This window comes from Pseudomonas sp. CCC4.1, from assembly GCF_035019225.1.
GTDB lineage: Bacteria > Pseudomonadota > Gammaproteobacteria > Pseudomonadales > Pseudomonadaceae > Aquipseudomonas > Aquipseudomonas bubulae.
Genome location: NZ_JASJWL010000034.1, coordinates 18027 through 39724 on the forward strand (window position 1 = coordinate 18027; position 21698 = coordinate 39724).

Here is a 21698-nt window from a genome sequence, read left to right on the forward strand (position 1 = left end):
AGCCCCGTGCCGTTTTCGGAATATGCGGGTTGAAACTTGAAGTTTTTAAGAGGAGCTGAGTATGGCCGGAGTGATGGATGCGGTTAACCAGCGCACTCAACTGGTGGGGCAAAACCGCCTGGAGCTGTTGCTGTTTCGCCTGGATGGGCCACAGCTTTACGGGATCAATGTGTTCAAGGTCCGCGAGGTGCTGCAATGCCCCAAGCTGACCCTGATCCCCAAGTCCCACCCCGTGGTATGCGGTGTGGCGAGCATTCGCGGCGCGACCATACCGATTCTCGACCTGGCGATGGCCTCCGGCGCGGGAGCCTTGAAGGATCAAAGTAACCCGTTTGTGATCATCACCGAGTACAACACCAAGACCCAGGGCTTTCTGGTACGTTCAGTGGAGCGTATCGTCAATATGAACTGGGAAGACATTCATCCGCCGCCCAAGGGCACCGGTCACGACCATTACCTGACGGCCGTGACCCGTATGGACGAGCAACTGGTCGAAATCATCGACGTGGAAAAGGTGCTGGCAGAAGTCTCGCCATCGTCTGAAACCATCAGCCAGGGCGTGGTGGATGTTGAAACCCAAAGCAAGGCGCTGTCATTGCGGGTGCTGACCGTTGACGATTCGTCGGTGGCGCGCAAGCAGGTTGCCCGTTGCCTGCAATCGGTGGGTGTTGAAGTGGTGTCGTTGAACGACGGGCGCCAGGCGCTCGACTACCTGCGCAAGCTGGTGGACGAGGGCAAGAACCCGTCTGAAGAGTTTCTGATGATGATCTCGGATATCGAGATGCCGGAAATGGACGGCTACACCCTGACAGCTGAAATCCGCAACGACCCGCGGATGCAAAACTTGCACATCATTCTGCATACTTCGTTGTCCGGGGTATTCAATCAGGCGATGGTCAAAAAAGTCGGTGCCGATGACTTTTTGGCCAAGTTCCGCCCTGATGACCTGGCAACCCGGGTAGTTGACCGGATCAAAGCAGCAGACCACAGCTAGGGGCGCAGCCCTTGGCGGTCAAAACGATTTAAGAGGCAGGATCATTTGTCGACGGCTAATTTGGATTTTGAACAGTTCCGGGTATTCCTGGAAAAAGCCTGTGGCATTTTGCTGGGTGAGAACAAGCAGTACCTCGTCTCCAGCCGCCTCAACAAATTGATGGAGCAGCAGGGCATCAAGTCGTTGGGCGAGCTGATTCAACGCATCCAGGCTCAGCCGCGCAGCGGGTTGCGCGAGCAGGTGGTCGATGCCATGACCACCAACGAAACCCTGTGGTTTCGCGATACCTATCCCTTTGAAGTGCTGAAAAACAAGGTGTTGCCGGAGCAAATCAAGGCCAGCCCCGGCCAGCGCCTGCGTATCTGGTCGGCGGCCTGCTCTTCGGGGCAGGAGCCGTTCTCGCTGTCGATGGCGATTGACGAATTCGAGCGCAGCAACCTTGGGCAGCTCAAAGCCGGCGTGCAGATTTTTGCCACCGATCTGTCAGCGCAGATGCTCAACACCTGCCGCACCGGCGAATACGACAACCTGGCCATTGGCCGGGGCCTGTCACCGGAGCGCCTGCAACGTTATTTCGATCCCAAGGGACCGGGGCGTTGGGTGATCAAGGCGCCGATCAAAAACCGCGTGGAGTTTCGCCCGTTCAACCTGCTGGACAGCTACGCCAGCTTCGGCAAGTTCGACATCGTGTTTTGCCGCAACGTGCTGATCTACTTCTCGGCCGAAGTGAAAAAAGACATCCTGCTGCGCATTCACAGCACTTTGAAGCCGGGCGGTTATTTGTTCCTGGGCGCTTCTGAAGCGCTCAACGGGTTGCCGGACCATTACCAGATGGTGCAATGCAGCCCGGGGATCATTTACCAGGCCAAATAGGCTGGGATAACCCCGTAGCAGCTGCCGAAGGAACCAGGCTGCGTTCGGCTGCGAAGCAGTCGCAAAATCAGGGGCTGCGGTGTAACAGTCAAACCCGGCTACCAGGGTTTTTACGACGACTTCGTCGCCGAACGCAGCCTGGTTCCTTCGGCAACTGCTACGACGAATCCAAAGCAAAGCGGCAGAAAACCGGCAGTCAGCGGTCAAGCATTGCCGCTTTTTTGCCATTGCCATCTCCCGCCTCCCGGCAAACCCTTGTGTTACGGGGCTGTAAAAACTGGCACGGGGTTTGCTCTATCCCTGTCATGTAAAACCTGAACCACACTCTCAGGTCAGCCCACAAAGGTTTTTCGAGATGAGCATCAGCTTCGATAAAGCGCTTGGTATCCATGAACAGGCCCTGGGCTTTCGTGCCCAGCGCGCTGAAGTACTGGCCAACAACATCGCCAACGCCGATACCCCGAACTACAAGGCTCGGGATCTGGATTTCGCCTCTGTGCTCGCCGCCCAGAACGACAAAAACCAGAACGGCACATTTGCGTTGAACAAGACCAACACCCGCCATATCGAAGCCCAGGGCCTGAGCAGCGGCGACGAGTCGCTGCTGTACCGCACGCCGATGCAGCCGTCGATCGATCAGAACACCGTGGACGCTCAGCTTGAGCAGTCGAACTATGCAGAGAATGCGGTCAACTTCCAGGCCAGCTTCACCCTGCTCAACAGCAAATTCAAAGGGCTGATGTCGGCCCTGCGCGGGGAGTGATCCATGTCTCTATCCAGTGTCTTCAATATTGCCGGTAGCGGCATGAGCGCCCAGACCACGCGCCTGAACACCGTGGCCAGCAACATCGCCAACGCCGATACGGTGTCGTCGAGCATCGACCAGACCTACCGCGCCCGCCACCCGGTGTTTGCCACTATGTTTCAAGGTGCGCAAGGCAGCAGCAGCGGCGACTCGCTGTTCCAGAACCAGGACGCCGCCGGCCAGGGCGTGCAGGTGTTGGGTGTGGTTGAAGACCAGAGCGAGTTGCAGGCCCGCTACGAGCCCAACCATCCTTCTGCCGACGCCAAGGGCTATGTGTATTACCCCAACGTCAATGTGGTTGAAGAAATGGCCGACATGATTTCCGCCAGTCGTTCGTTCCAGACCAACGCCGAGCTGATGAATACCGCCAAAACCATGATGCAGAAGGTCCTGACCCTCGGTCAGTGATAAGGGGCGACGCAAATGAGTGTGACCGATTCCACCAGCGGCTTGACCCTTAACCAGGTACTCGCCAACTCCGCCCAGGCCAAGACCACTGACACCAGCCTGGCGGCGGCCTCCAAGGCGGTATCCGGCAACACGGCGCTGGGCAAGGATGCGTTCCTGCAACTGCTGGTTACCCAGCTGAAAAACCAGAACCCGCTGGACCCGCAGGACAACACGGCGTTCGTTGCGCAACTGGCGCAGTTCAGCAGCCTGGAAGGCATCACCACGCTCAACGATACGGTCAATTCGATCTCCGGCAACTTCCAGTCTTCGCAGGCGTTGCAGGCCTCGTCGCTGGTGGGGCGTTCGGTGATCGTGCAGACCGGCGAAGCCTATGTGGATCCGGCCAGCGACAAGCCTTTCAACGGCACCGTGGTGGTCAAGGATGCTGACTCCAAACCCGTTATCACCATCACCAATGCCGACGGTGAGGTGGTTCGCACCATCGACATGGGCACCCAGAAAGCCGGCAACGCGGAGTTCACCTGGGATGGCAAGGACGACGAGGGTGTGCTGCTGGAAAAGGGCTCCTACACCTTCACCGCATCCAGCAAAACCGACGCCGGTACCACGGCGCTCACCACCTATCTGCCCGCCACGGTCAACAGCGTGACCCTGAGCAAGACCGGCGGTGAAATCATGCTCAACCTCGCAGGCCTGGGCAGCATTGGCATGTCCAAAGTCCAGACCATTGGCTTGTAAGCCGACTCATACGCCTCAAGGAGAGAAACATGTCATTCAATATCGGCCTTAGCGGCCTCTATGCGGCGAACAAGCAGCTGGACGTGACCGGCAACAACATCGCCAACTCTGCGACCACCGGCTTCAAGGCCTCGCGTGCGGAATTCGCCGATATCTACTCGGCCAGCAAGCTGGGTACCGGCAGCAAGACCATCGGCAGTGGCGTGAACCTGGCAGCGGTCTCGCAAAATTTTGGTCAAGGTGCGGTTAACAACACCGGCAACCTGCTGGATATGGGCATCCAGGGCAGCGGCTTTTTCGTGCTCAGTGACAACGGCTCCCTGAGCTATACCCGCGCCGGTACGTTCAAGGCCGACAAAGACGGCTTTGTCACCAGCTCTGATGGCACTGCGCGCTTGCAGGGCTATGGCGTGGATGCCAATGGCAATATCGTTAATGGCGTATTGACCGACCTGCGCATCGATACTTCCAACCTGGCGCCCAAGGCGACGGGCTCGGTGGACTCGACGATCAACCTCAATTCCAACGCTGCGGTGATTGATCAGACCGCCAACCCGTTCGACCCGAGCAAAGCCGAATCCTATACGAAAAGCTTCAGTACTACGGTCTACGATACCCAGGGCAATCCACACCCGATGGACCAGTACATGGTCAAGACCGGTGCCAATACCTGGAAGGCCTACACCCTGATTGACGGTCGCAACCCCGATGGCAGCGCAGTGAGCGGAGACGGCGCAAAGGCGCCGGTGGCTTCGATCATGCAATTCGACTCAGCCGGCGGGCTGACCAGTGTGACGACGCCCAACCCGGTGGCCGGCGAACCCGATATCGTCAGCAACACCCTGACCGTCAGCACCTGGATGCCGGGCGCCATGGTCAATGGCAAGTGGGCGTCCAACGGCGCGGCAGCCAAGGACACCGGGATTGCCATCGACATGGCCAAAACCACTCAGTACAACACCGACACCTCGCGCAACCCGCCGACCCAGGATGGCTACGCTACCGGCCAGATCAACAACCTGACCATCGACGGTTCGGGTGTGATGTTCGCCAACTTCAGCAACAACCAGAGCCGTGCCATTGGCCAGATTTCCCTGGCCAGCTTTACCAATGAGCAGGGTCTGCAACCAGTGGGCGGCACGGCCTGGAAAGAGACCTACGCCTCGGGCGTGGCGGGTTACGACGCACCGAAGGTCGGCAGCCTGGGCGCCATCCAGTCCAACTCGCTGGAAGACTCCAACGTTAACCTGACCAGTGAGCTGGTGGACCTGATCAAGGCCCAGAGCAACTACCAGGCCAACGCCAAAACCATCTCGACCCAAAGCACCATCATGCAGACCATCATTCAGATGACGTGATAGCTCTGCGATCATGATCCTGCGGGCATCGGGTGCGTGAGCAATATATAACCTGCGGGAGCTGGTTTGCCTGCGATGCAGACGCTGCGGCATGTCAGGCAAACCGGGCATGCCATCGCGAGCAAGCCCGCTCCCACCATGTTCGTCGCGGGTCTCAGCTGAACTCCACCTGCTCCGGTACCCGCGTCATCAGCACCTTGCCAGCGCGGATCGATACCCGCGCCTTGGCCTGGCGGCGCACCGCTTCGTAATCACTGTCGGCATCCAGCACCACCAGGTTCGCCGGGCGGCCCACTGCGATACCGTATCCCTCACCCAGATTCAGCGTCCGTGCACTGTTGTCGGTGACCAGGTCCAGGCTGCGCGCCAGGTCTTCAAAACCCATCATGTGGCAGATATGCAGCCCGGCATCCAGCACCCGCAAAATATTGCCATTACCCAGCGGATACCATGGGTCCTTGATCGAGTCCTGACCAAAGCACACGTTCATGCCGGCACGGTCGATTTCGGCCACCCGGGTCACGCCACGGCGTTTCGGGAAGGTATCAAAACGACCCTGCAAATGGATGCTTTCGGTCGGGCACGAGACAAAGTTGATCTTTGATGCCTTGAGCAAGCGGAACAGTTTGGAGCAGTAGGCATTGTCATACGAACCCATCGCTGTGGTGTGACTGGCGGTCACCCGGCTGCCCATGCCGCGTACCCGGGCCTCTTCGGCCAGCACTTCAAGAAAGCGCGAGTGGGGGTCGTCGGTTTCGTCGCAATGCACGTCCACCAGGCACCCCGTGCGCTCGGCCAGATCCATCAGGAACTTGATCGAACTGACTCCCTGCTCGCGGGTGTTTTCAAAGTGCGGGATGCCACCCACCACATCGGCGCCCAGCTCCACGGCCAGGGTCATCAGCTCACGGCCACCGGCATAGGACTCGATGCCTTCCTGGGGGAATGCCACGATTTGCAGGTCGATCAGGTGGCGGGTTTCATCGCGCACTTCAATCATCGCCCGCAAGGCAGCTAGGGTTGGATCGGTGACGTCGACATGGGTGCGCACATGCTGGATGCCGTGTTCGGCCAGCATGCGGACAGTGGCGTGGGCACGCTGCTTGGTGTCTTCATGGGTGATGGTTTCCTTGCGCTGCGCCCAGCGTTCGATGCCTTCGAACAGGGTGCCGCTGAGGTTCCACTCGGGCTGGCCGGCGGTCAGGGCCGCGTCCAGATGGATATGCGGTTCTACAAAAGGCGCAATCAGCAACTGACCGCGGGCGTCGATATCGCCGGCTTGCGCCGGCACGCTGCCTGCCTGCAGGGTGATGGCACTGATCAGCGCACCTTCACAGGTGACCGTGTGCAGACCCGAGGTTTTACGCAGTGTGGCATTGATGATCTTCATGGTCGTTCCTGTCGTTGAGCTTCGGACATGCGCCACACCAGCAGGGCCACCGAAGCATTCATTCTGAATAGGGGGTCATCGATCGACTGGGCGCTGTTTTGCTCGATGCGTTGCATGCGTTGATTGATGGTATTTCGATGGATGCTCAGGCGTTGCGCGGCCTTGAGTGCGTTACCGTTCTCCTGGAGCAGGGCATCCAGGGTATCGATCAAGGTATGGGGTTGCTTGCGGTTGGGTTCGATCAGCGGCCCCAGGGTTTGCTGTACGAAAGCCTCGATCACCGAGCGTTCGCCCACGGCCTGCAGCAGACGCAACACGCCCAGTTCGCTGAAATCGCAGAAGCCGGTGGCCGGGCGCAGGTTTTCTGCAACATCCAGCGCCTGGCGTGCCTCGTTGAGGGCCCGGTGATAATGGGCGCAATCCTCGACCTTGCCTGCCAGCCCCATAAACAGCGCCAGATTACCGATGATGGCCTGCAAGTCTCGATACAGGCTCGCCAGTTCTGTGCGCAGGTTGTTGTCTTCAGCGAGCAACAGGATGAACAGATCACCCTGCACGATCACCGGCAACGCGCGGGGCAGGGCACGGCTCCACACGTCGAGGTGATCCTGTACGGTCTGGCGGGTGTGTTGCAACAGGCGTTCTGCCTCCTCGGGTGCGTGACTGGCAAACAGTACACTGACTGCTGACAAGCGTAGCGCAACCAGGCGGCACGGTTGGTCCAGCGCCAGCTGCAAGTGCGTTGCGCGCTGGCGGAGGGTGGCCAGGCTGGGGTAATCGCCACTGAGCAGTTGCGCCAGAATGTCGTGGCGCGAGCGTTTGGTCTGGGCCATTTGTACCAGTGCAGTACCAATCAAATGGGTGACGATGACCATTCTCAGCAAGTACGGTTGCTCGATCAGGGGCACGCCGCGGGCTTCGGCCAGTGCAATCACCGATGGGGGAATGCTGTGGATGAAGGTCTCGCCGGTCAGGATCACCAGTCCGGCAATCGCACAGTCACTGCCTTCGTCGATCAGGCGCAGCAAGTTGGCCTCGTCACGGGGGTGGTTGATCCCGGTGACAAACACCAGCTCACCGCCCATGACCCAGCCGGCGATGCCTTCGTTCTCGGCCACATAGGACCAGCGCACGCTGCGCTGGCGGTTGCGTGCGCCGGCCCGCAGGGTCATCTCTTCGAGGCCGGGCAGGGCCAGGATCTCTTCAACGGTCAGGCTCAAAGGGGCTCCTGGACGGTGGGCAGCACCGCCGGTTGACGGCTGAGTTTCAGCAGCACGATATAGACGATGGCCGATGCGCCAATGCCTACCAGAGGCGCAATCCATGGCGACAAATAGGCCAGCAAGGCGCCCACGGCATAGGCGGTCAGCCCTGCCAGGTTGTAGCGAGGTAACTGGACGCTGGCCAGGGCCGGGTATTTGCCGCGATGGCGAAACCAGAAGTCGGCCATGATCACGCCGCCAATGGGCGGGATGACCGAACCCAGCAGCACCAGAAACGGAATCAGCATTTCATACATGCCGCCCATCGCCAGCAGCACGCCCACGGCGGCGGCGAGCAGGGTCATGGTGCGCCGGCGTTCGCTGCGCACCAGATGGCAGGTGGCAGCGGCCACGTTGTAGATGGTCGGGCCCTGGATCGTCCACAGGTTCAGGCACAGCATGACTACGGCGGCAAACGACAGGCCTTGCAGCATCATCACTTCGACGATGTCGGCCTGTTGATAAACCATGGCGCACCAGGCGCCGGCCACGATCATCAGGCCATTGCCCAGCAGAAAGCTGACCACGCTGGCGGTCACGGCGATGCGTCCGCTGCGCGACAGCCGCGTCCAGTTGGTGGCCTGGGTGGCACCGCTGGCGAAGGTGCCAAAGACCATGGTAATGGCTGCCGAGACGGTCATGGTCTGCTGCGGGATCACCGCTGCCAGCCCGGAAAACCCGCCGACATGCTGCGTGGCGATATACATGGAGACGATCAGCAGGACAAACATCAGCGGCACCGAAACCCGCGACAGCACATCCAGGCCTTTGTAGCCGATGATCGCCGTGATGCTGAAGCCCATGCCGAAAAACACCATCAAGGGCAGGGTGAAGCCTTCGGCCAGGCCGAGCATCTTCACCAGCACGATGGCCACGGTTGCCGTGCCCCAGGCGTACCAGCCGAGTTCGGCAAAACCGAGCAGGAAGTCCGAGAGGCGGCTACCGGCCTCACCAAAGCACAAGCGTCCCATCAGCACCGTGTTCAGGCCGCTGCGCGAAGCGATCAGGGCCAGGGCGGCAGCATACAGCGCCAGCAGGGTATTGCCGATGGCCGCAATCCACAGCATATCGACAAAGTTGAAGGCCATGCCCAGCTTGCCACCGGCGAACATGGTGCCGGTAAAGAAGGTAAAGCTGAACAGCACCATCGAAATCGACAACAGCCCCTTGCGGGCTGAACGCGGGGCTTCGCTCAAAGGAAAATCGCCGGGTGAACTCATGGTCTATTTCTCCGCCTCGAATGGGTGCGCCGATATCGGTAGCACACAGGAGCCAGAGCAATAAGCGGGCCTGTTTTGTCAGGGCGGGTAAACCGGAGAAAAGCGGGCACACGGCATATGGGCGGGTGTGCAGAGTGCCTATTGGCGAGCGAATATCAGGCTGAAGAATGTGCAGAGTGATTCATTTTGTGGCGCGGGCGCACTGTTTCGGGGTGATGGTTACACGTTCTGTGGGAGCGGGCTTGCTCGCGACGGGATCGCTGCGGTGTAACAGGACAATCGCGGGCAAGCCCGCTCCCACAGTGCCCAACAGTTAGAACGCAATGCTATCGCTGCGGATCCGCGAATCGAGGTTTATTGCCCCTGTCTTTCAGCCATGGCCTGGGCGAAAGCGCCGGGCTCCAGTACCAGGGAAAGGCGCTGGTCCATCAGGTCCGTCTGGTTACCTTCGATCAGGGTGTTAAGTACACGTTGATTGATCTGTGAAAGTTGGCTATCGAGAAATTTCGCCGTGTCGGCCGAGAACTCCCGGTGCTCGATGCCATTGATTTTTTCCATGTTGTAAATGGCCAGGGCCGGCAGCAACGATGTTTCTACATAGTTGTACTCGTGGGTATCCCTCAGGTGCCGGGTTTCGTCGGGGGTTAACGGCTGGTTGTTCTGTTGCCTGGCGTTGAGGAACGTACTCAGGTTGTCCTGCAAGTCCAGCACCTGAAGTTGCGCGATGCGCAGGTCAATGGACGCCTTGAAGGCCTCGACACTTTCAAAGTGCAGTGAAGGCAAGCTGGTGAACGCTTCTTTGTAATAAGCAATGGACGTATCTGTCGTCGGCACGCCCGTGTGGGCCAGGGTCAATGTAGTCCCCATATAGGCAGGGGCTGTATCAACACTGTGCGGCAGGGCAATCGGGAAATGATTGATGTCACCCTTGGCATAAATTTCATTTTTGAAGGGAACCATCACGGCTTCGTTTACAAGCGTTGCCCCCCTGGCGCCCTGGGTTGTTTGCGCACTCGATGCGCCAAGCACGTATTTGTTGAATTTGTCTTTGGGGTCATGGGGCTGCGAGACACTGCGTTCTTCGTAATTGACGTTGTTGTAACCACCAGTAAGCACATTGCTGGCCAGCGTCCAGCGATGACGGTGGGGGATGTCTTCGCCTCCAAGCCCTGTGCCGCGCACACTGTAATTGTGGAGTCTTAAATTCCAGTTTCTGCCTGTCTCCTTGTCCCCGGACATCAAATAAATCTTGTCGAAAAGTTGAGTCCGAGCAGAGTCTTTTTTGCTCTCCTGCAGTGCGCTTTCATCCTCTTTCAAGTGTCGCAGTATGCCAATCAAATCTTTTTTGGTAATGAAGTCGATATCACCGGTTACTCCGGCCTTGCCGGCAAATCCCATTTCCTTACCTTGATCGAATGACAGATAGCGCCGGGATATTTCCTGGTGGACACGATCGTATATTTCTTTGGGTGTACAGCAAGGTGGGGCGGCGGGAATGGCGCCGGCGCTGATGTGTGAAGTCCCCCGGGCAACGCTGTCCGTGGGGGTAAACCTGAAGGGGGAAATCGAGCTGAGATCTTTCATGTGTTTTCGTTCGTTCGATCGAATGGTGGTCATCCTTCGTGGGAAACAACATGTGAACGGTCAAGCAACACACTCCGGGAGCAGGGAGGGTATCGGCGACCGTGCAGTCCATTACATGTCTCGCAGTCTGTGGCCCGGGCTGCAGGGCGGGTTCCACAACGTGCAAGCGAACTGTTACCGGGGGTTAACAGGTACAAAGATCGCAAGTGTTATTGATAAGGCATCATGTCTTTATTGCCGTGAAAGTGTTTATTGGATGTGAGTATGTATTCGGTTCAGTACGCTAATAATTAAGAGGGCTGTTCGTCTTTCCTTGTTATTTTCTTACACTTTGATATTTGTTTTGTTTTTAGTTCAAGGGCAAAGTTTGCGGCCCAATGGCCTGTTGCGTCGCCAGGTTTGCTACTGGTTTGCGAGCCTGTGCGTGCCTTCTCCATGCCCCATCTATCCAAGTGCACTATTAATGAGGTGAGCATCATGTTTATTTCCAGGTCAGGTACATCGCTCGATGCGGTATATGGCATCGACAGTCAAGGTAAGCCAGATGCCGTTGCTCAAAGCAGTCCCCATGGTGTTGCTCTGACGGATGTACAAAGACAGATGATCACCAACAGCAAGTTTTTTGAAGCGGGCGCCAGCATGGCCTTGTTGAACCAGCCAGGCAGGATAGGTGAAGTGTTCGACCAGCACGCCGCACAACTGGCAACGGTGTTGCGTCAGGGGTTGAGCGAGCAAAGCGTGGCGGGTGGGCTTGCCGTCCATTACAAGGGACGGGAGCAGCCGTTGCGCGATGTTCTGCAGGCCACCATCGAGCCTTTGGCAGCACAGTCCGACCAGATTGGTCGGCAGATGAAACCCGGGCAGGCGCTGCAACCGTGGTTGATCAACACGCTGCAGACTCCTCTGGCCGGATGTACAGAAGGGTTCGACAAGCAAAACCATGTTGACCTGCTGACTAAAATCCGTGCGTCGAGCGCTTTTGGCAGCACGATGTGCCAGTTGATGGCCCCCGTAGAAGACGAGAGTCAACCCGGGCTCTATGCGCAGCACAAACAAGCCAATACCGCGGCTTGCGTGGCCTTGCTGCGTGAGGCTGGTCTTGATGCGCAGGCAGATCAGTTCGCTGATCGTTTCAAGGAGTTTTCAAGCAAGACGCGTACGCCGGCCTTTGACAATCCGCTCAGTCGTGCCCGCAGTGAACGGATGCCTATGGTGGAAGTCGGCGGGGAGTTGCGGCCGGTGAAGGGAGTTTATGAAGATGCGGCCAAGCTCAAGATGGGGTTTGGGCTGGTGGTACAGAACACGGTCGACCCGCACAGCACTGAGCAGGCCGCCTTGCGCAAAGCGCTGGGTGATCGCAATCAGAATCTCAATGCAATTCCCCGTCAAGGTGCGCCGATTGCAGACCTGACCCGGCCTTTCACCATGTCAGAGGCTGAAATGGAGAACGTGCCGCCAGCCTATTCCCAGCAAGGCCTGACCGGCATGCTGGAGCATTTTTCAATGCTGCATGGCGTGGGTATCAATCGCTGGCAGCCCTTTGGCACATTCGCAATGGAGTCCAACCTCAAGGGTCTGCCATCTGCGGGGGCGCAATCCGGCAGTACCTGTGACGTGCTGCTGGCGCTCAACACGTTGAACCCGGATAGAATCTATGGCAATGAACACATGGTGCTGGCGGCCGGGCTGGGTATTGCCGCCTTCATGAACTTTGGCGGCTACCATACCTTTGCCGAAACATTCCCGATTGCAGAGGCCGTTGCGGCTAATCGCCCCTATGTCCCCACCAACCTGGCGGCTACCAATCAGATGGACTTGTATCAACGCATCGAGACAGCAGCGCAAACGGCCAGCCCGCAAGGTGCAAAACAGCTTGGGCAATTCCGTCGCAGTCATGCTCAAGTGCTTGAGGGGTTACGTCACAATCAGCCGGATGGGCAGCAAGCCTTGGGTGCTGGCGTTGATTTCTACGCCACTGCGCAGCAGATAGCCGATTGGCGCAAATGACCGCGTAACTCCCCACCCCTCCAAAAAACAAAACCCCCGTCAAACCCACCTGTTGCCAGGGTTTAACGGGGGTTTTGGGTCAGGCGGTTTGACCCGCCTGCCAGCTCAGCTTATTGGCAAGCTTCGCAATCCGGCGCGTGCTTTTGGACTCATATGTGGTATCCGGTTTATAGAGAGTCTTTAATTTTTTTGCTAGCACCGATAATTAATAGAACAGTCGTCACTGCAATAGCTTGGTATTCGAACATGTTTCGTAGCTCTTCATGTGAAGTGAACTGTGTACTTAATATGAAAATAAGTACGCCGAAACATCCGGTTAAAGTGTTTAAGGTTGCGTAGGCTCTCCCGTGTAGTGTCGGATCAGTAATTCTTTGTGCATGGCTGAGACTTACAATGGATGTTTGGCATCCCAGGCCAATTCCAATATATGAAAAAAAGGCCAGAAGGAAAGCTTCAGATTGAGCGAAGATGAATAGTGATAACGCTAGGGTGGTCAGGCCCAATAGGGTGATTTTCAAAGTGCCGAGTCGTTGGGTGAGTTTTACTATAATCAGTCCGCCAATGATTGCTCCAATAGAATAGGCGGCGTCAATCTGTCCATATGCATTTGCATTCAGATTGAGAGGTCCTTTTACGAAGGGGGCAAGTAATGCATTTGACATATATAGTATGTTTGTGTTTAGCAGTATCAGCAGATAGTATCCGATGAGGCGGGGTTGCTGGGTGATATATTGAAAGCCTTCAAGTATGGATCTCAGGTGAGCGACCAAATGGTTTAGCGTGCTTATCTTGGTGATCGCACTCGCACACGGCGAGTGAAGCGCCTTTGCCATATAAGCAATGCAGCAGCTGGATGCCCAGAAAATAGTACTGGCGATAGCGATAGTAAAGGTCGGCCCAAGAGTTACGAATAACATGCCGGAGCCTGTTGCTCCAATTATGACACCTGCCTGCCCACTGGTAACAGAAAGTGCATTGAGTTTGAAGTTTTTTTCATGAGTTGCGAACGTTGCCAAAATGACACGCCAAGACAATAGTTGTATTTCTGCGCAAATGGACATTAAGAAGCTGACGGAGTAAGCGAATGCAGGGGATGCTCGATCCATGACAAATAACGATGCATATACCAGTAGTGTCAGGCAGCGCGTGCATTCAGAATATAGCACAAGCTTTATAGCTGGATATTTGTCAGCCATACTTCCGATTATCATTGAAAGAAATAGGCTGGGCAGTGTTGCAATCAACAAGCTTATTGCCGCACTTGTGGCGTACCCTGTTAAGTCAATCACAATCCAAGTATTTATAAAAAAAAATATACCGGTTCCAGCCCTCGAGAAAAATATAACAGTGGCATATGCGGGGACTGATATTTGACTCATTACTCCGTGCGCCTTTAATCGTCAGGCGCTATGCGCCTGAGTAATGTAACGGAAGCCTGTCTCGTGTACGTCAATATCCAGCGTTATTGGATGGAATGTATTCAGATAATCGGATGACTCAAATAAGTGATTCGGTTGGTGAGGGCGCTCCATCAAAAAGCTCAGTTCGTTCATGTCAGATGACCATTGAGCGCCGTTAAAAAACTCGAACCCTTCAAAGTGTGCTTTATACAAGAATTTTTTCCCGTAACATGTGCCCATGTAAAGGTAGTTGCAGTCACGGTTGTGAAAGTAATTAATTATTGCGGTCAGCATGAACGTGCCTAGCGATTTTTTTGGTTCGGTAATGTCATAGAAGGCAAAGTTATAGTGTGCTATTTTAGGAGCTGTGTTAATTGTTACTAGGCCGACAGTTTTCTCTTTCCTGGTGAAGTGCATGATGTGCGTCGCATTTTCCGGATTGATGATTCGGTTAAGTCGCTGTTCATTAATCACTCCTTCCCCAAATCGCTGTTCCGCACACTGTAGGCATAATTCACGGATGCTCTTGTCGATAACGAAATCGCTGATATTAATAAGCGTCATTTCTATATCTTGACAGGCTTTGAGCGTTCGTCGAGCTCTATAGGTAAGTTCAAATCTTTTCAGGGTAATTCTTGTGCTTCGGGTTAAATAGAATCTCGGTTTGCGTGAAGGTAAAAAGCCGCGGCCATAGAGTTCAACGATTTCTTCCTGTGATTCAGGTATGGCCCAAACAGCGTAAGGAAATGTATAGTTTTTGTAGTCAGGGTTTGACTCCGAAAATATAATTCTCATAAGTTATTTCACGCCTGTTAGGATCATTCTTTCGCTGTCAACGCTAAAAGGTTGTCCCTTATTATTATAGCCCTCTATATTTTTAAATCCTGCGTGTAGCATCCACTCCTTGATTTCTGTGAATGTCAATAGTCGGATATTGTAAGGTGTTTCACTCAGTTCTCCATCTTTAATAAATTGGCGTCTAACATGAAGTATTCCTTGAGCAGGGTTGTAGTCGAAGTGGTCGATCATAAAGTTCCCTTCTCTTTCTAGAACACTTGAGGTGGGAAGGTATTTAAGGCAGCGATCACGATTAATATGATCAATCAAAAAACGGCCTCCTTTCTTCAATGAATCGTAAATTTTGCTTAATTGCAATTTGCAAATTTCGTCATTAGAGTATCCAAAAGATGTGTACCAACTAAGCGCACAGTCGAATTTTTCCCTCCAGAGCGTGTCAAGGAAGTTTTTGTTTTTGTAGCAAATATCAAGGTTGCTTTTACGAGCGTTAAGGATAGCCAAGTCAAGTGCGTTCTGGCTCCAGTCAATGCCCGTTACACGATAGCCCCTGTGAGCAAGCTCATTGGAAATTCGACCATGGCCGCAGCCGATATCCAGTACGTGGTCACCTTTTTCAAGGCTGCAAAGATGTTCAATAAGAGTGCATTCTTTCTTCGTCCTCTCATGGGTAAGATAATTTTCTGAAAAATAAATATAAAGATAATCAAACGTATTTTTCATTATGAATTCCAGTCAACGTCTTATGTAATCCATCTTAAAATGCTGTTCAAAGCCAGATGTTTACTGTGTGGGTATTCACTGAAGTGTGTTTCTAGATCGTGGCCAGCTTGACGAATACAATGGTGCTCAGCAGCGAGGCAATTTTGTGCGTATTCAATCAGTTTGCAAGGGATTTCAGCGGGAATGATCATGTCTTTTTCTGCAGAAATAATAAGCAGTTTCCCCTTGAAGTGTTGGATGATGGAAAAGCATTTGCTGTGTTCCCAACTTCGGTATTGGCGTATGCAGGATGAAAATGAGGGGCCAAATTTTAAGGTTTCAGCCTTTTCTGAATAAATCGCGGGTATCGCCAGCCCTAGGCGAGCAACCGAGATCTGTGAAGCTATATGGAGTGCATTATGCGCCCCCATGCTGAAGCCCATTATATTAAGACCTTCCTGTAGGTCGAGTTTGTGGATCACAGCTAATGCTTGCTCGGTTCTTCTTTCCAAGCTGGAATGTTGCAAGTTTCCGCCGGTGTGCCCATGCCCAAGAAAATCAAATGCAATCGTTTCGACGCTATGAGAGTTTAAGTATGTTTGAAGACTGTAAAAACCTTTGCAGCTGGATGTGCCAGCACCGTGCATAAGCAAGACTGTTCTCTTAGGGGAGTTGCAGTGCCAGCATTATCCTCGTAAGTGTGCCGTTCCGCAGCGCACCATAAAGTCTTCGATTAGCCGTTTCATATCCTATCCTAATCATCGTCGAGTATTGGCCCGATAGAGATTTGTAGGGGCGATATTTGTTTTTATAGACGTTGGCTGATAGATTTACATCTACAAGATTTGGTAGTTGTGAGTGGCACGGGTTGTGCTTGAGGTTGAAATCTCAACTAAATCAAATTGTTAACTTTGCTTTGTCTAGGTAGCTAGCCATGCACCTACTATTGAATACATAGACCCTGTGTTGCCATAAAGGTGCGTGCTATTACTTTTAAGTGAGGTTCAAATGTCTTTTTTTGCTAATAATTTGAATGCTCTACCCGGGCTGGAACACGCATTCGGCTCGGCCAGCAATTTCCATAAACCCACAAACTTATTTTGTTGTGCTCAGAAGCATGGTGCAAACGTCATTCAAGTGGGCGATGCAGATGAGTCTGGTGCCATCGCTGGGGACGCGATTTTCACACGTACAACCCGTCCCATAGGAATCGTGACAGCAGACTGTCTACCTATTCTTGTAGGTTCAAAAAAAGATAAGTTCGTTGCTGCCATTCATGGCGGCTGGCAAGGATTAGCGGCAGGTATAATCGAAAATTCCTTTCTTGCGTTCATACGAGAAAATATCTCGTTAGAACATTTGCAAGTTGCAATAGGTCCTGCCATACATTCATGTTGCTATGAGGTTGGAAAGGAGCTTGTTGATACAATTGAACAGGCGCATGGACATCTTTGGCGGGGGCGCCAGGCGCCATGGTCTAGAGTTCGTACAGAATCAGAGTTTGGCGTTACTCTCCGTCGTGCACCTGTCAGTCATAACGAAGCGTGGGTTGATCTCACTCTTTATGGCCTTTATTTGCTAGAGGATTTGGGGGTGGGCCGTATGCAAGTTGAGGTGGCGGGGATATGCACTTATTGTAGTGGGGATGAATGGGGTAGTTACAGGAGGCGAAAGCATCAAAGTGAGTCGAAGGCTTTTCAGTACTCATGGATACGCCTGCGAGAATGCTGAAGTCAATAGAGGGTCCAAATATTGTAGTTGCTTTGCCTTGTGGGCGTATTCCAATTGGCATTATTTAATATGTTATATATAGTCTTTGATAATTGCATAGGCAATGGCTTGTGCTCTATTGGTAGTGCCTATTTTATTTTGTATTGTTTTGTAGTGAAAGTTTATGGCGTCTTGCGAGAGCCCAAGTATTATTGCGATTTCTTCAGACGTTTTCCCGTCTGCGCCCCAACGTAAAATCTCTTTCTCTCGTGTCGACAGTGTTACAGCCAAAGAAGTAGGGCTATTTATTTTACTCATCCAGTTATGAATTTCCGCTGTCATTTGTTCTATCACAAAGTGCAGTATTTTCATCTCTCTATGTTCGATTTTTTGATGGGCTCGTGCCAGTAGTAAGTGCTCGAACACGCCATCCTGCTTTGGTATTGATTGCGTTATGTAATAAATATTGTCATCCAAGTTGAATAAGGGGGCAGTGTTGTGTGCCTCGAGATGACTTAATGTGTCTAAGTGTTCTGTACAAATTCTAAAGAAACCTGATGTGATGTTTGCACGCTTTGTGCTAAGTAGCGGGTCTGGATTGAATGGGTAATTTCCATAGGTGTGGTTTTTTGGATTTGTAAAAGGTGTTGGGTATTGAATGCGGAAGGAAAAGTGTTCGAAGTTAACTTGTTTTGTTGTGCTGATGCAGGCAGTCCATAAATCATCGAGCGTTTTGCACGCAGAAAAGGTTTTGCTCAGGTAGCTTGTTAGTGACTTGAGTTGCACTTTATTGTTCATGGCGATCCCCTTAGCGCTTTAACTATTTCGCGATAAGGTGAGTATTTGCCATCTGCTTTGAGGAGTTAATAGGTGTTTTCCCACGAGGTCTATCAACGTTCTGCTTGTTGCGAAGGATAAATCCTACAAATTACTTGTCTGGTTCAACACAAAGGCTTCGGAATAAAATTTATTTATGAATCTGCTTGTTTTCACATGCTGAATGACTGGTAAGGCACAGCCGGGTTGGTTCGCTCCCCCCAAAAAACAAAAAACCCCGCCAAACCCAACTGTTGCCAGGGTTTAACGGGGGTTTTGGGTCAGACGGTTTGGCCCGCCTGCCAGCTCAGCTTATTGGCAAGCTTCGCAATCCGGCTCGTCAATGGCGCAAGCCTTTGGCACCGGTGCCGGGCCGGCTGGGGCCGCGGCAACGTCTTCACTGTTTTTGCCGCTCGATACTGCGTTGAGCTTGCCGGTGTTGACGGTGGACTTCTCGGTGCTGGTCGCAGCCAGGGCACGGAGGTAGTAGGTGGTTTTCAGACCACGGTACCAGGCCATGCGGTAGGTCACGTCCAGCTTCTTGCCCGAAGCGCCAGCGATGTACAGGTTCAGCGACTGCGCCTGGTCGATCCACTTCTGACGACGGCTGGCGGCGTCAACAATCCACTTGGTGTCCACTTCGAACGCAGTGGCATACAGCTCTTTGAGCTCTTGCGGGATGCGTTCGATCTGCTGCACGGAACCGTCGTAGTACTTCAGGTCGTTGATCATGACCGAGTCCCACAGATCGCGGGCCTTGAGATCGCGAACCAGGTACGGGTTGATCACGGTGAATTCGCCCGACAGGTTCGATTTCACATACAGGTTCTGGTAGGTCGGTTCGATCGACTGCGATACGCCGGTGATGTTGGCGATGGTGGCGGTCGGTGCGATGGCCATGATGTTGGAGTTGCGAATGCCTTTTTGTACACGGGCGCGAACCGGTGCCCAGTCCAGGGATTCGTTCAGGTCAACGTCAATGTACTTCTGGCCGCGCTGCTCGATCAGAATCTGTTGCGAATCCAGCGGCAGGATGCCTTTGGACCACAGCGAACCCTGGAATGTCTCGTAAGCGCCACGCTCGTCAGCCAGGTCGCAGGACGCCTGGATCGCGTAGTAGCTGACCGCTTCCATCGACTTGTCGGCAAATTCCACGGCTGCTTGCGAAGCGTAAGGAATGTGCTGCAGGTACAGGGCGTCCTGGAAGCCCATGATCCCCAGACCAACCGGACGGTGCTTGAAGTTCGAGTTGCGCGCTTGCGGTACCGAGTAGTAGTTGATGTCGATCACGTTATCGAGCATGCGAACGGCGACGTCGATGGTGCGCTTGAGCTTGTCGGTGTCCAGCTTGCCGTTGACGATGTGGTTCGGCAGGTTGATCGAGCCCAGGTTGCAAACCGCGATTTCGTCCTTGTTGGTGTTCAAGGTGATTTCGGTGCACAGGTTCGAGCTGTGAACCACGCCCACGTGCTGCTGCGGGCTGCGCAGGTTGCACGGGTCTTTGAAGGTCAGCCAAGGGTGGCCGGTTTCAAACAGCATGGACAGCATTTTGCGCCACAGGTCTTTGGCCTGGATGGTCTTGAACAGCTTGATCTTGCCCGGGTACTGGGACAGTGCTTCGTAGTACTCGTAGCGTTCTTCGAAGGCCTTGCCGGTCAGGTCGTGCAGGTCCGGTACTTCGGACGGCGAGAACAGGGTCCACGGGCCGTCATCGAAGACGCGCTTCATGAACAGGTCAGGGATCCAGTTGGCGGTGTTCATGTCGTGGGTACGACGACGGTCATCACCGGTGTTCTTGCGCAGCTCGATGAACTCTTCGATGTCCATGTGCCAGGTTTCCAGGTAGGCACATACAGCGCCTTTGCGCTTGCCACCCTGGTTAACGGCTACGGCGGTGTCGTTCACCACTTTCAGGAACGGTACAACGCCCTGGGATTTGCCGTTGGTGCCCTTGATCCACGAACCCAATGCACGTACCGGAGTCCAGTCGTTGCCCAGGCCACCGGCGAATTTCGACAACATGGCGTTGTCGTGGATCGCGTGGTAGATGCCCGACAGGTCGTCCGGCACGGTAGTCAGGTAGCAGCTGGACAGCTGCGGACGCTGGGTACCGGCGTTGAACAGGGTCGGTGTCGAGGCCATGTAGTCGAAAGACGACAACAGGTTGTAGAACTCGATGGCACGGTCTTCTTTCTGCTTCTCTTCGATCGCCAGGCCCATGGCCACGCGCATGAAGAAGATCTGCGGCAGTTCGAAACGCACGCCATCGTGGTGGATGAAGTAACGGTCGTACAGGGTTTGCAGGCCCAGGTAGGTGAACTGCTGATCGCGCTCGTGGTTGATCGCCTTGCCCAGTTTTTCCAGGTCGAAGGTGGCCAGCACCGGGTTCAGCAGGTCGAACTCGATACCCTTGGCGATGTAGGCAGGCAGGGCCTTGGCGTACAGGTCAGCCATCTCGTGGTGGGTGGCGCTGTCAGCTACTTTCAGGAAGCTCAGGCCTTCGGCACGCAGGGTGTCCATCAGCAGGCGCGCGGTCACGAACGAGTAGTTCGGCTCACGCTCTACCAGGGTGCGGGCGGTCATCACCAGGGCGGTGTTGACGTCGCTCAGCGCTACGCCGTCGTAGAGGTTTTTCAGGGTTTCGCGCTGGATCAGCTCGCCGTCCACTTCTTCCAGACCTTCGCAGGCCTCGGAAACGATGGTGTTCAGGCGACCCATGTCCAGAGGGGCGAAGGTGCCGTCGGCACGGGTGATGCGGATCGACGGGTGAGCCTGCACGGCGTCTTCGGCCGGTGCGCGGTTGGCGCGTTCCTTGGAGCGTGCGTCACGGTAGATCACATAGTCGCGGGCCACTTTTTGCTCGCCGGCGCGCATCAGGGCCAGTTCTACCTGGTCCTGGATTTCTTCGATGTGGATGGTGCCACCCGATGGCATGCGACGCTTGAAAGTTGCGGTGACCTGTTCGGTCAGGCGCGCAACGGTGTCGTGAATGCGCGACGAAGCGGCAGCATTGCCGCCTTCAACTGCGAGAAACGCCTTGGTGATGGCAACGGTGATCTTGTCATCGGTGTAAGGAACCACAGCCCCGTTACGTTTGATCACGCGCAGCTGGCCTGGCGCGGTCGCAGACAGATCCAGATTTGAATCGGTACCCTGCGAGTTCTCGCGAGTTGTATCGGTTTGCATGGGGGTGTCTCCACATTCTCTATGTTTGTTTGGGCGCCTTTTGGGTGCCCACCGTTCCGTCCTGAAGCACTACAACCGGTAATGAACCGGGCATAACAACTTCGGGACGTACAGAAGGGGGGTTAAGCCGCTTCCGTGCCGAAGTCTTGATTCACGCAGACCGCGTGAAACCGTATTCCTGTTGGATGACAGTATTTTTACTGCAACACCCGGGCCGCTTTCCGACCTTTGGGCTGGAAAACGGTTGCCATCCGCATAAGCGGTTTGGACTTTGAAAGCTGCGTTTGGTTTAACCCGACAGGCGCGAGAAAAGGGCTTGAAATTCTCGTCTGAGTTGTGTTGGGTTTTTGGCCTAAAACCCTACATATGGGGTTTTTTGGCGAAGCTGATACAAGATATGCGTTTTATAGGGGTTGTGCAACGTACTGCCTGTGGATAACCCTGTGT

Annotated in this window: 17 protein-coding genes and 1 pseudogene; 8 read left to right on the forward strand and 10 right to left on the reverse strand. The window is 54.4% G+C overall.

The annotated features are described in order from the left end of the window. Positions 1 to 61: 61 nt before the first annotated feature. The 6 genes from QN377_RS14540 (at position 62) to flgE (ending at position 5179) form a co-directional block, all read left to right on the forward strand. Positions 62 to 994 (forward strand): chemotaxis protein CheV, encoded by a 933-nt coding sequence (locus QN377_RS14540; protein ID WP_322212544.1) that lies wholly within the window; start codon positions 62 to 64, stop codon positions 992 to 994. Positions 995 to 1039: 45 nt separating this feature from the next. Next, on the forward strand, positions 1040 to 1867 hold the full coding sequence (gene cheR / locus QN377_RS14545) for a protein-glutamate O-methyltransferase CheR (RefSeq protein ID WP_095001824.1): 828 nt from the start codon (positions 1040 to 1042) through the stop codon (positions 1865 to 1867). A 355-nt stretch (positions 1868 to 2222) separates the two neighbouring features. Further along, the gene (gene flgB, locus QN377_RS14550) at positions 2223 to 2630 is read left to right on the forward strand and encodes a flagellar basal body rod protein FlgB (RefSeq protein ID WP_016782175.1); all 408 of its coding nucleotides are present in this window, start codon (positions 2223 to 2225) and stop codon (positions 2628 to 2630) included. Positions 2631 to 2633: 3 nt separating this feature from the next. Then, positions 2634 to 3080 (forward strand): flagellar basal body rod protein FlgC, encoded by a 447-nt coding sequence (gene flgC / locus QN377_RS14555; protein ID WP_095001823.1) that lies wholly within the window; start codon positions 2634 to 2636, stop codon positions 3078 to 3080. A gap of 15 nt (positions 3081 to 3095) precedes the next feature. Then, on the forward strand, positions 3096 to 3821 hold the full coding sequence (gene flgD, locus QN377_RS14560; protein ID WP_095001822.1) for a flagellar hook assembly protein FlgD: 726 nt from the start codon (positions 3096 to 3098) through the stop codon (positions 3819 to 3821). Positions 3822 to 3850: 29 nt separating this feature from the next. Further along, positions 3851 to 5179: a flagellar hook protein FlgE gene (gene flgE, locus QN377_RS14565; RefSeq protein WP_095001821.1), complete on the forward strand. Its 1329-nt coding sequence runs from the start codon at positions 3851 to 3853 to the stop codon at positions 5177 to 5179. Between the two features lie 154 nt (positions 5180 to 5333). Here the strand turns inward: flgE and codA are convergent, their stop codons facing one another. The 4 genes from codA to QN377_RS14585 all read right to left on the reverse strand — a co-directional run bounded on the left by codA (position 5334) and on the right by QN377_RS14585 (position 10635). Further along, positions 5334 to 6569: a cytosine deaminase gene (gene codA, locus QN377_RS14570; protein ID WP_095019237.1), complete on the reverse strand. Its 1236-nt coding sequence runs from the start codon at positions 6567 to 6569 to the stop codon at positions 5334 to 5336. Then, positions 6566 to 7789 (reverse strand): PucR family transcriptional regulator, encoded by a 1224-nt coding sequence (locus QN377_RS14575; RefSeq protein WP_095019238.1) that lies wholly within the window; start codon positions 7787 to 7789, stop codon positions 6566 to 6568. The genes codA and QN377_RS14575 overlap by 4 nt, the downstream gene beginning before the upstream one ends. After that, positions 7786 to 9051, reverse strand: coding sequence for a cytosine permease (gene codB / locus QN377_RS14580; protein ID WP_130872060.1), 1266 nt, complete (start codon positions 9049 to 9051; stop codon positions 7786 to 7788). The genes QN377_RS14575 and codB overlap by 4 nt, the downstream gene beginning before the upstream one ends. A gap of 354 nt (positions 9052 to 9405) precedes the next feature. Then, the gene (locus QN377_RS14585; RefSeq protein ID WP_141232525.1) at positions 9406 to 10635 is read right to left on the reverse strand and encodes a hypothetical protein; all 1230 of its coding nucleotides are present in this window, start codon (positions 10633 to 10635) and stop codon (positions 9406 to 9408) included. Between the two features lie 477 nt (positions 10636 to 11112). Here QN377_RS14585 and QN377_RS14590 point away from each other — a divergent pair, with 477 nt between their 5' ends. Continuing rightward, positions 11113 to 12642, forward strand: a complete 1530-nt coding sequence (locus QN377_RS14590) for a hypothetical protein (protein ID WP_095019242.1) — start codon at positions 11113 to 11115, stop codon at positions 12640 to 12642. Between the two features lie 167 nt (positions 12643 to 12809). Here QN377_RS14590 and QN377_RS14595 read toward each other — a convergent pair whose 3' ends face one another. From QN377_RS14595 to QN377_RS14610, 4 genes and pseudogenes are all read right to left on the reverse strand, one after another. Beyond that, positions 12810 to 14021, reverse strand: a complete 1212-nt coding sequence (locus QN377_RS14595; protein ID WP_095019243.1) for an MFS transporter — start codon at positions 14019 to 14021, stop codon at positions 12810 to 12812. Positions 14022 to 14042: 21 nt separating this feature from the next. Further along, positions 14043 to 14837, reverse strand: coding sequence for a hypothetical protein (locus tag QN377_RS14600; protein ID WP_095019244.1), 795 nt, complete (start codon positions 14835 to 14837; stop codon positions 14043 to 14045). 3 nt (positions 14838 to 14840) lie between these two features. Continuing rightward, positions 14841 to 15560, reverse strand: a complete 720-nt coding sequence (locus QN377_RS14605; RefSeq protein ID WP_095019245.1) for a class I SAM-dependent methyltransferase — start codon at positions 15558 to 15560, stop codon at positions 14841 to 14843. A 20-nt stretch (positions 15561 to 15580) separates the two neighbouring features. Next, a pseudogene (locus QN377_RS14610) lies at positions 15581 to 16201 on the reverse strand (alpha/beta fold hydrolase); the annotation flags it as partial. Between the two features lie 346 nt (positions 16202 to 16547). Here QN377_RS14610 and QN377_RS14615 point away from each other — a divergent pair. Beyond that, positions 16548 to 17270 carry a polyphenol oxidase family protein gene (locus tag QN377_RS14615; RefSeq protein WP_095019247.1) on the forward strand — a complete coding sequence of 241 codons (723 nt, stop codon included), beginning with the start codon at positions 16548 to 16550 and terminating at the stop codon, positions 17268 to 17270. Between the two features lie 72 nt (positions 17271 to 17342). Here the strand turns inward: QN377_RS14615 and QN377_RS14620 are convergent, their stop codons facing one another. Continuing rightward, on the reverse strand, positions 17343 to 18047 hold the full coding sequence (locus QN377_RS14620) for a LuxR C-terminal-related transcriptional regulator (protein ID WP_095019248.1): 705 nt from the start codon (positions 18045 to 18047) through the stop codon (positions 17343 to 17345). Between the two features lie 330 nt (positions 18048 to 18377). Further along, on the reverse strand, positions 18378 to 21251 hold the full coding sequence (locus QN377_RS14625) for a ribonucleoside-diphosphate reductase subunit alpha (protein WP_095001817.1): 2874 nt from the start codon (positions 21249 to 21251) through the stop codon (positions 18378 to 18380). Positions 21252 to 21698 lie beyond the last annotated feature (447 nt).

Excerpts from the sequence above, each read along its gene's own strand:
- QN377_RS14540 (WP_322212544.1), top strand. The coding sequence starts at position 62 with ATGGCCGGAGTGATGGATGCGGTTAACCAGCGCACTCAACTGGTGGGG.
- flgB (WP_016782175.1), top strand. The coding sequence starts at position 2,223 with ATGAGCATCAGCTTCGATAAAGCGCTTGGTATCCATGAACAGGCCCTG.
- flgC (WP_095001823.1), top strand. The coding sequence starts at position 2,634 with ATGTCTCTATCCAGTGTCTTCAATATTGCCGGTAGCGGCATGAGCGCC.
- flgD (WP_095001822.1), top strand. The coding sequence starts at position 3,096 with ATGAGTGTGACCGATTCCACCAGCGGCTTGACCCTTAACCAGGTACTC.
- flgE (WP_095001821.1), top strand. The coding sequence starts at position 3,851 with ATGTCATTCAATATCGGCCTTAGCGGCCTCTATGCGGCGAACAAGCAG.
- codA (WP_095019237.1), bottom strand. The coding sequence starts at position 6,569 with ATGAAGATCATCAATGCCACACTGCGTAAAACCTCGGGTCTGCACACG.
- codB (WP_130872060.1), bottom strand. The coding sequence starts at position 9,051 with ATGAGTTCACCCGGCGATTTTCCTTTGAGCGAAGCCCCGCGTTCAGCC.
- QN377_RS14585 (WP_141232525.1), bottom strand. The coding sequence starts at position 10,635 with ATGAAAGATCTCAGCTCGATTTCCCCCTTCAGGTTTACCCCCACGGAC.
- QN377_RS14590 (WP_095019242.1), top strand. The coding sequence starts at position 11,113 with ATGTTTATTTCCAGGTCAGGTACATCGCTCGATGCGGTATATGGCATC.
- QN377_RS14595 (WP_095019243.1), bottom strand. The coding sequence starts at position 14,021 with ATGAGTCAAATATCAGTCCCCGCATATGCCACTGTTATATTTTTCTCG.
- QN377_RS14600 (WP_095019244.1), bottom strand. The coding sequence starts at position 14,837 with ATGAGAATTATATTTTCGGAGTCAAACCCTGACTACAAAAACTATACA.
- QN377_RS14605 (WP_095019245.1), bottom strand. The coding sequence starts at position 15,560 with ATGAAAAATACGTTTGATTATCTTTATATTTATTTTTCAGAAAATTAT.
- QN377_RS14615 (WP_095019247.1), top strand. The coding sequence starts at position 16,548 with ATGTCTTTTTTTGCTAATAATTTGAATGCTCTACCCGGGCTGGAACAC.
- QN377_RS14620 (WP_095019248.1), bottom strand. The coding sequence starts at position 18,047 with ATGAACAATAAAGTGCAACTCAAGTCACTAACAAGCTACCTGAGCAAA.
- QN377_RS14625 (WP_095001817.1), bottom strand. The coding sequence starts at position 21,251 with ATGCAAACCGATACAACTCGCGAGAACTCGCAGGGTACCGATTCAAAT.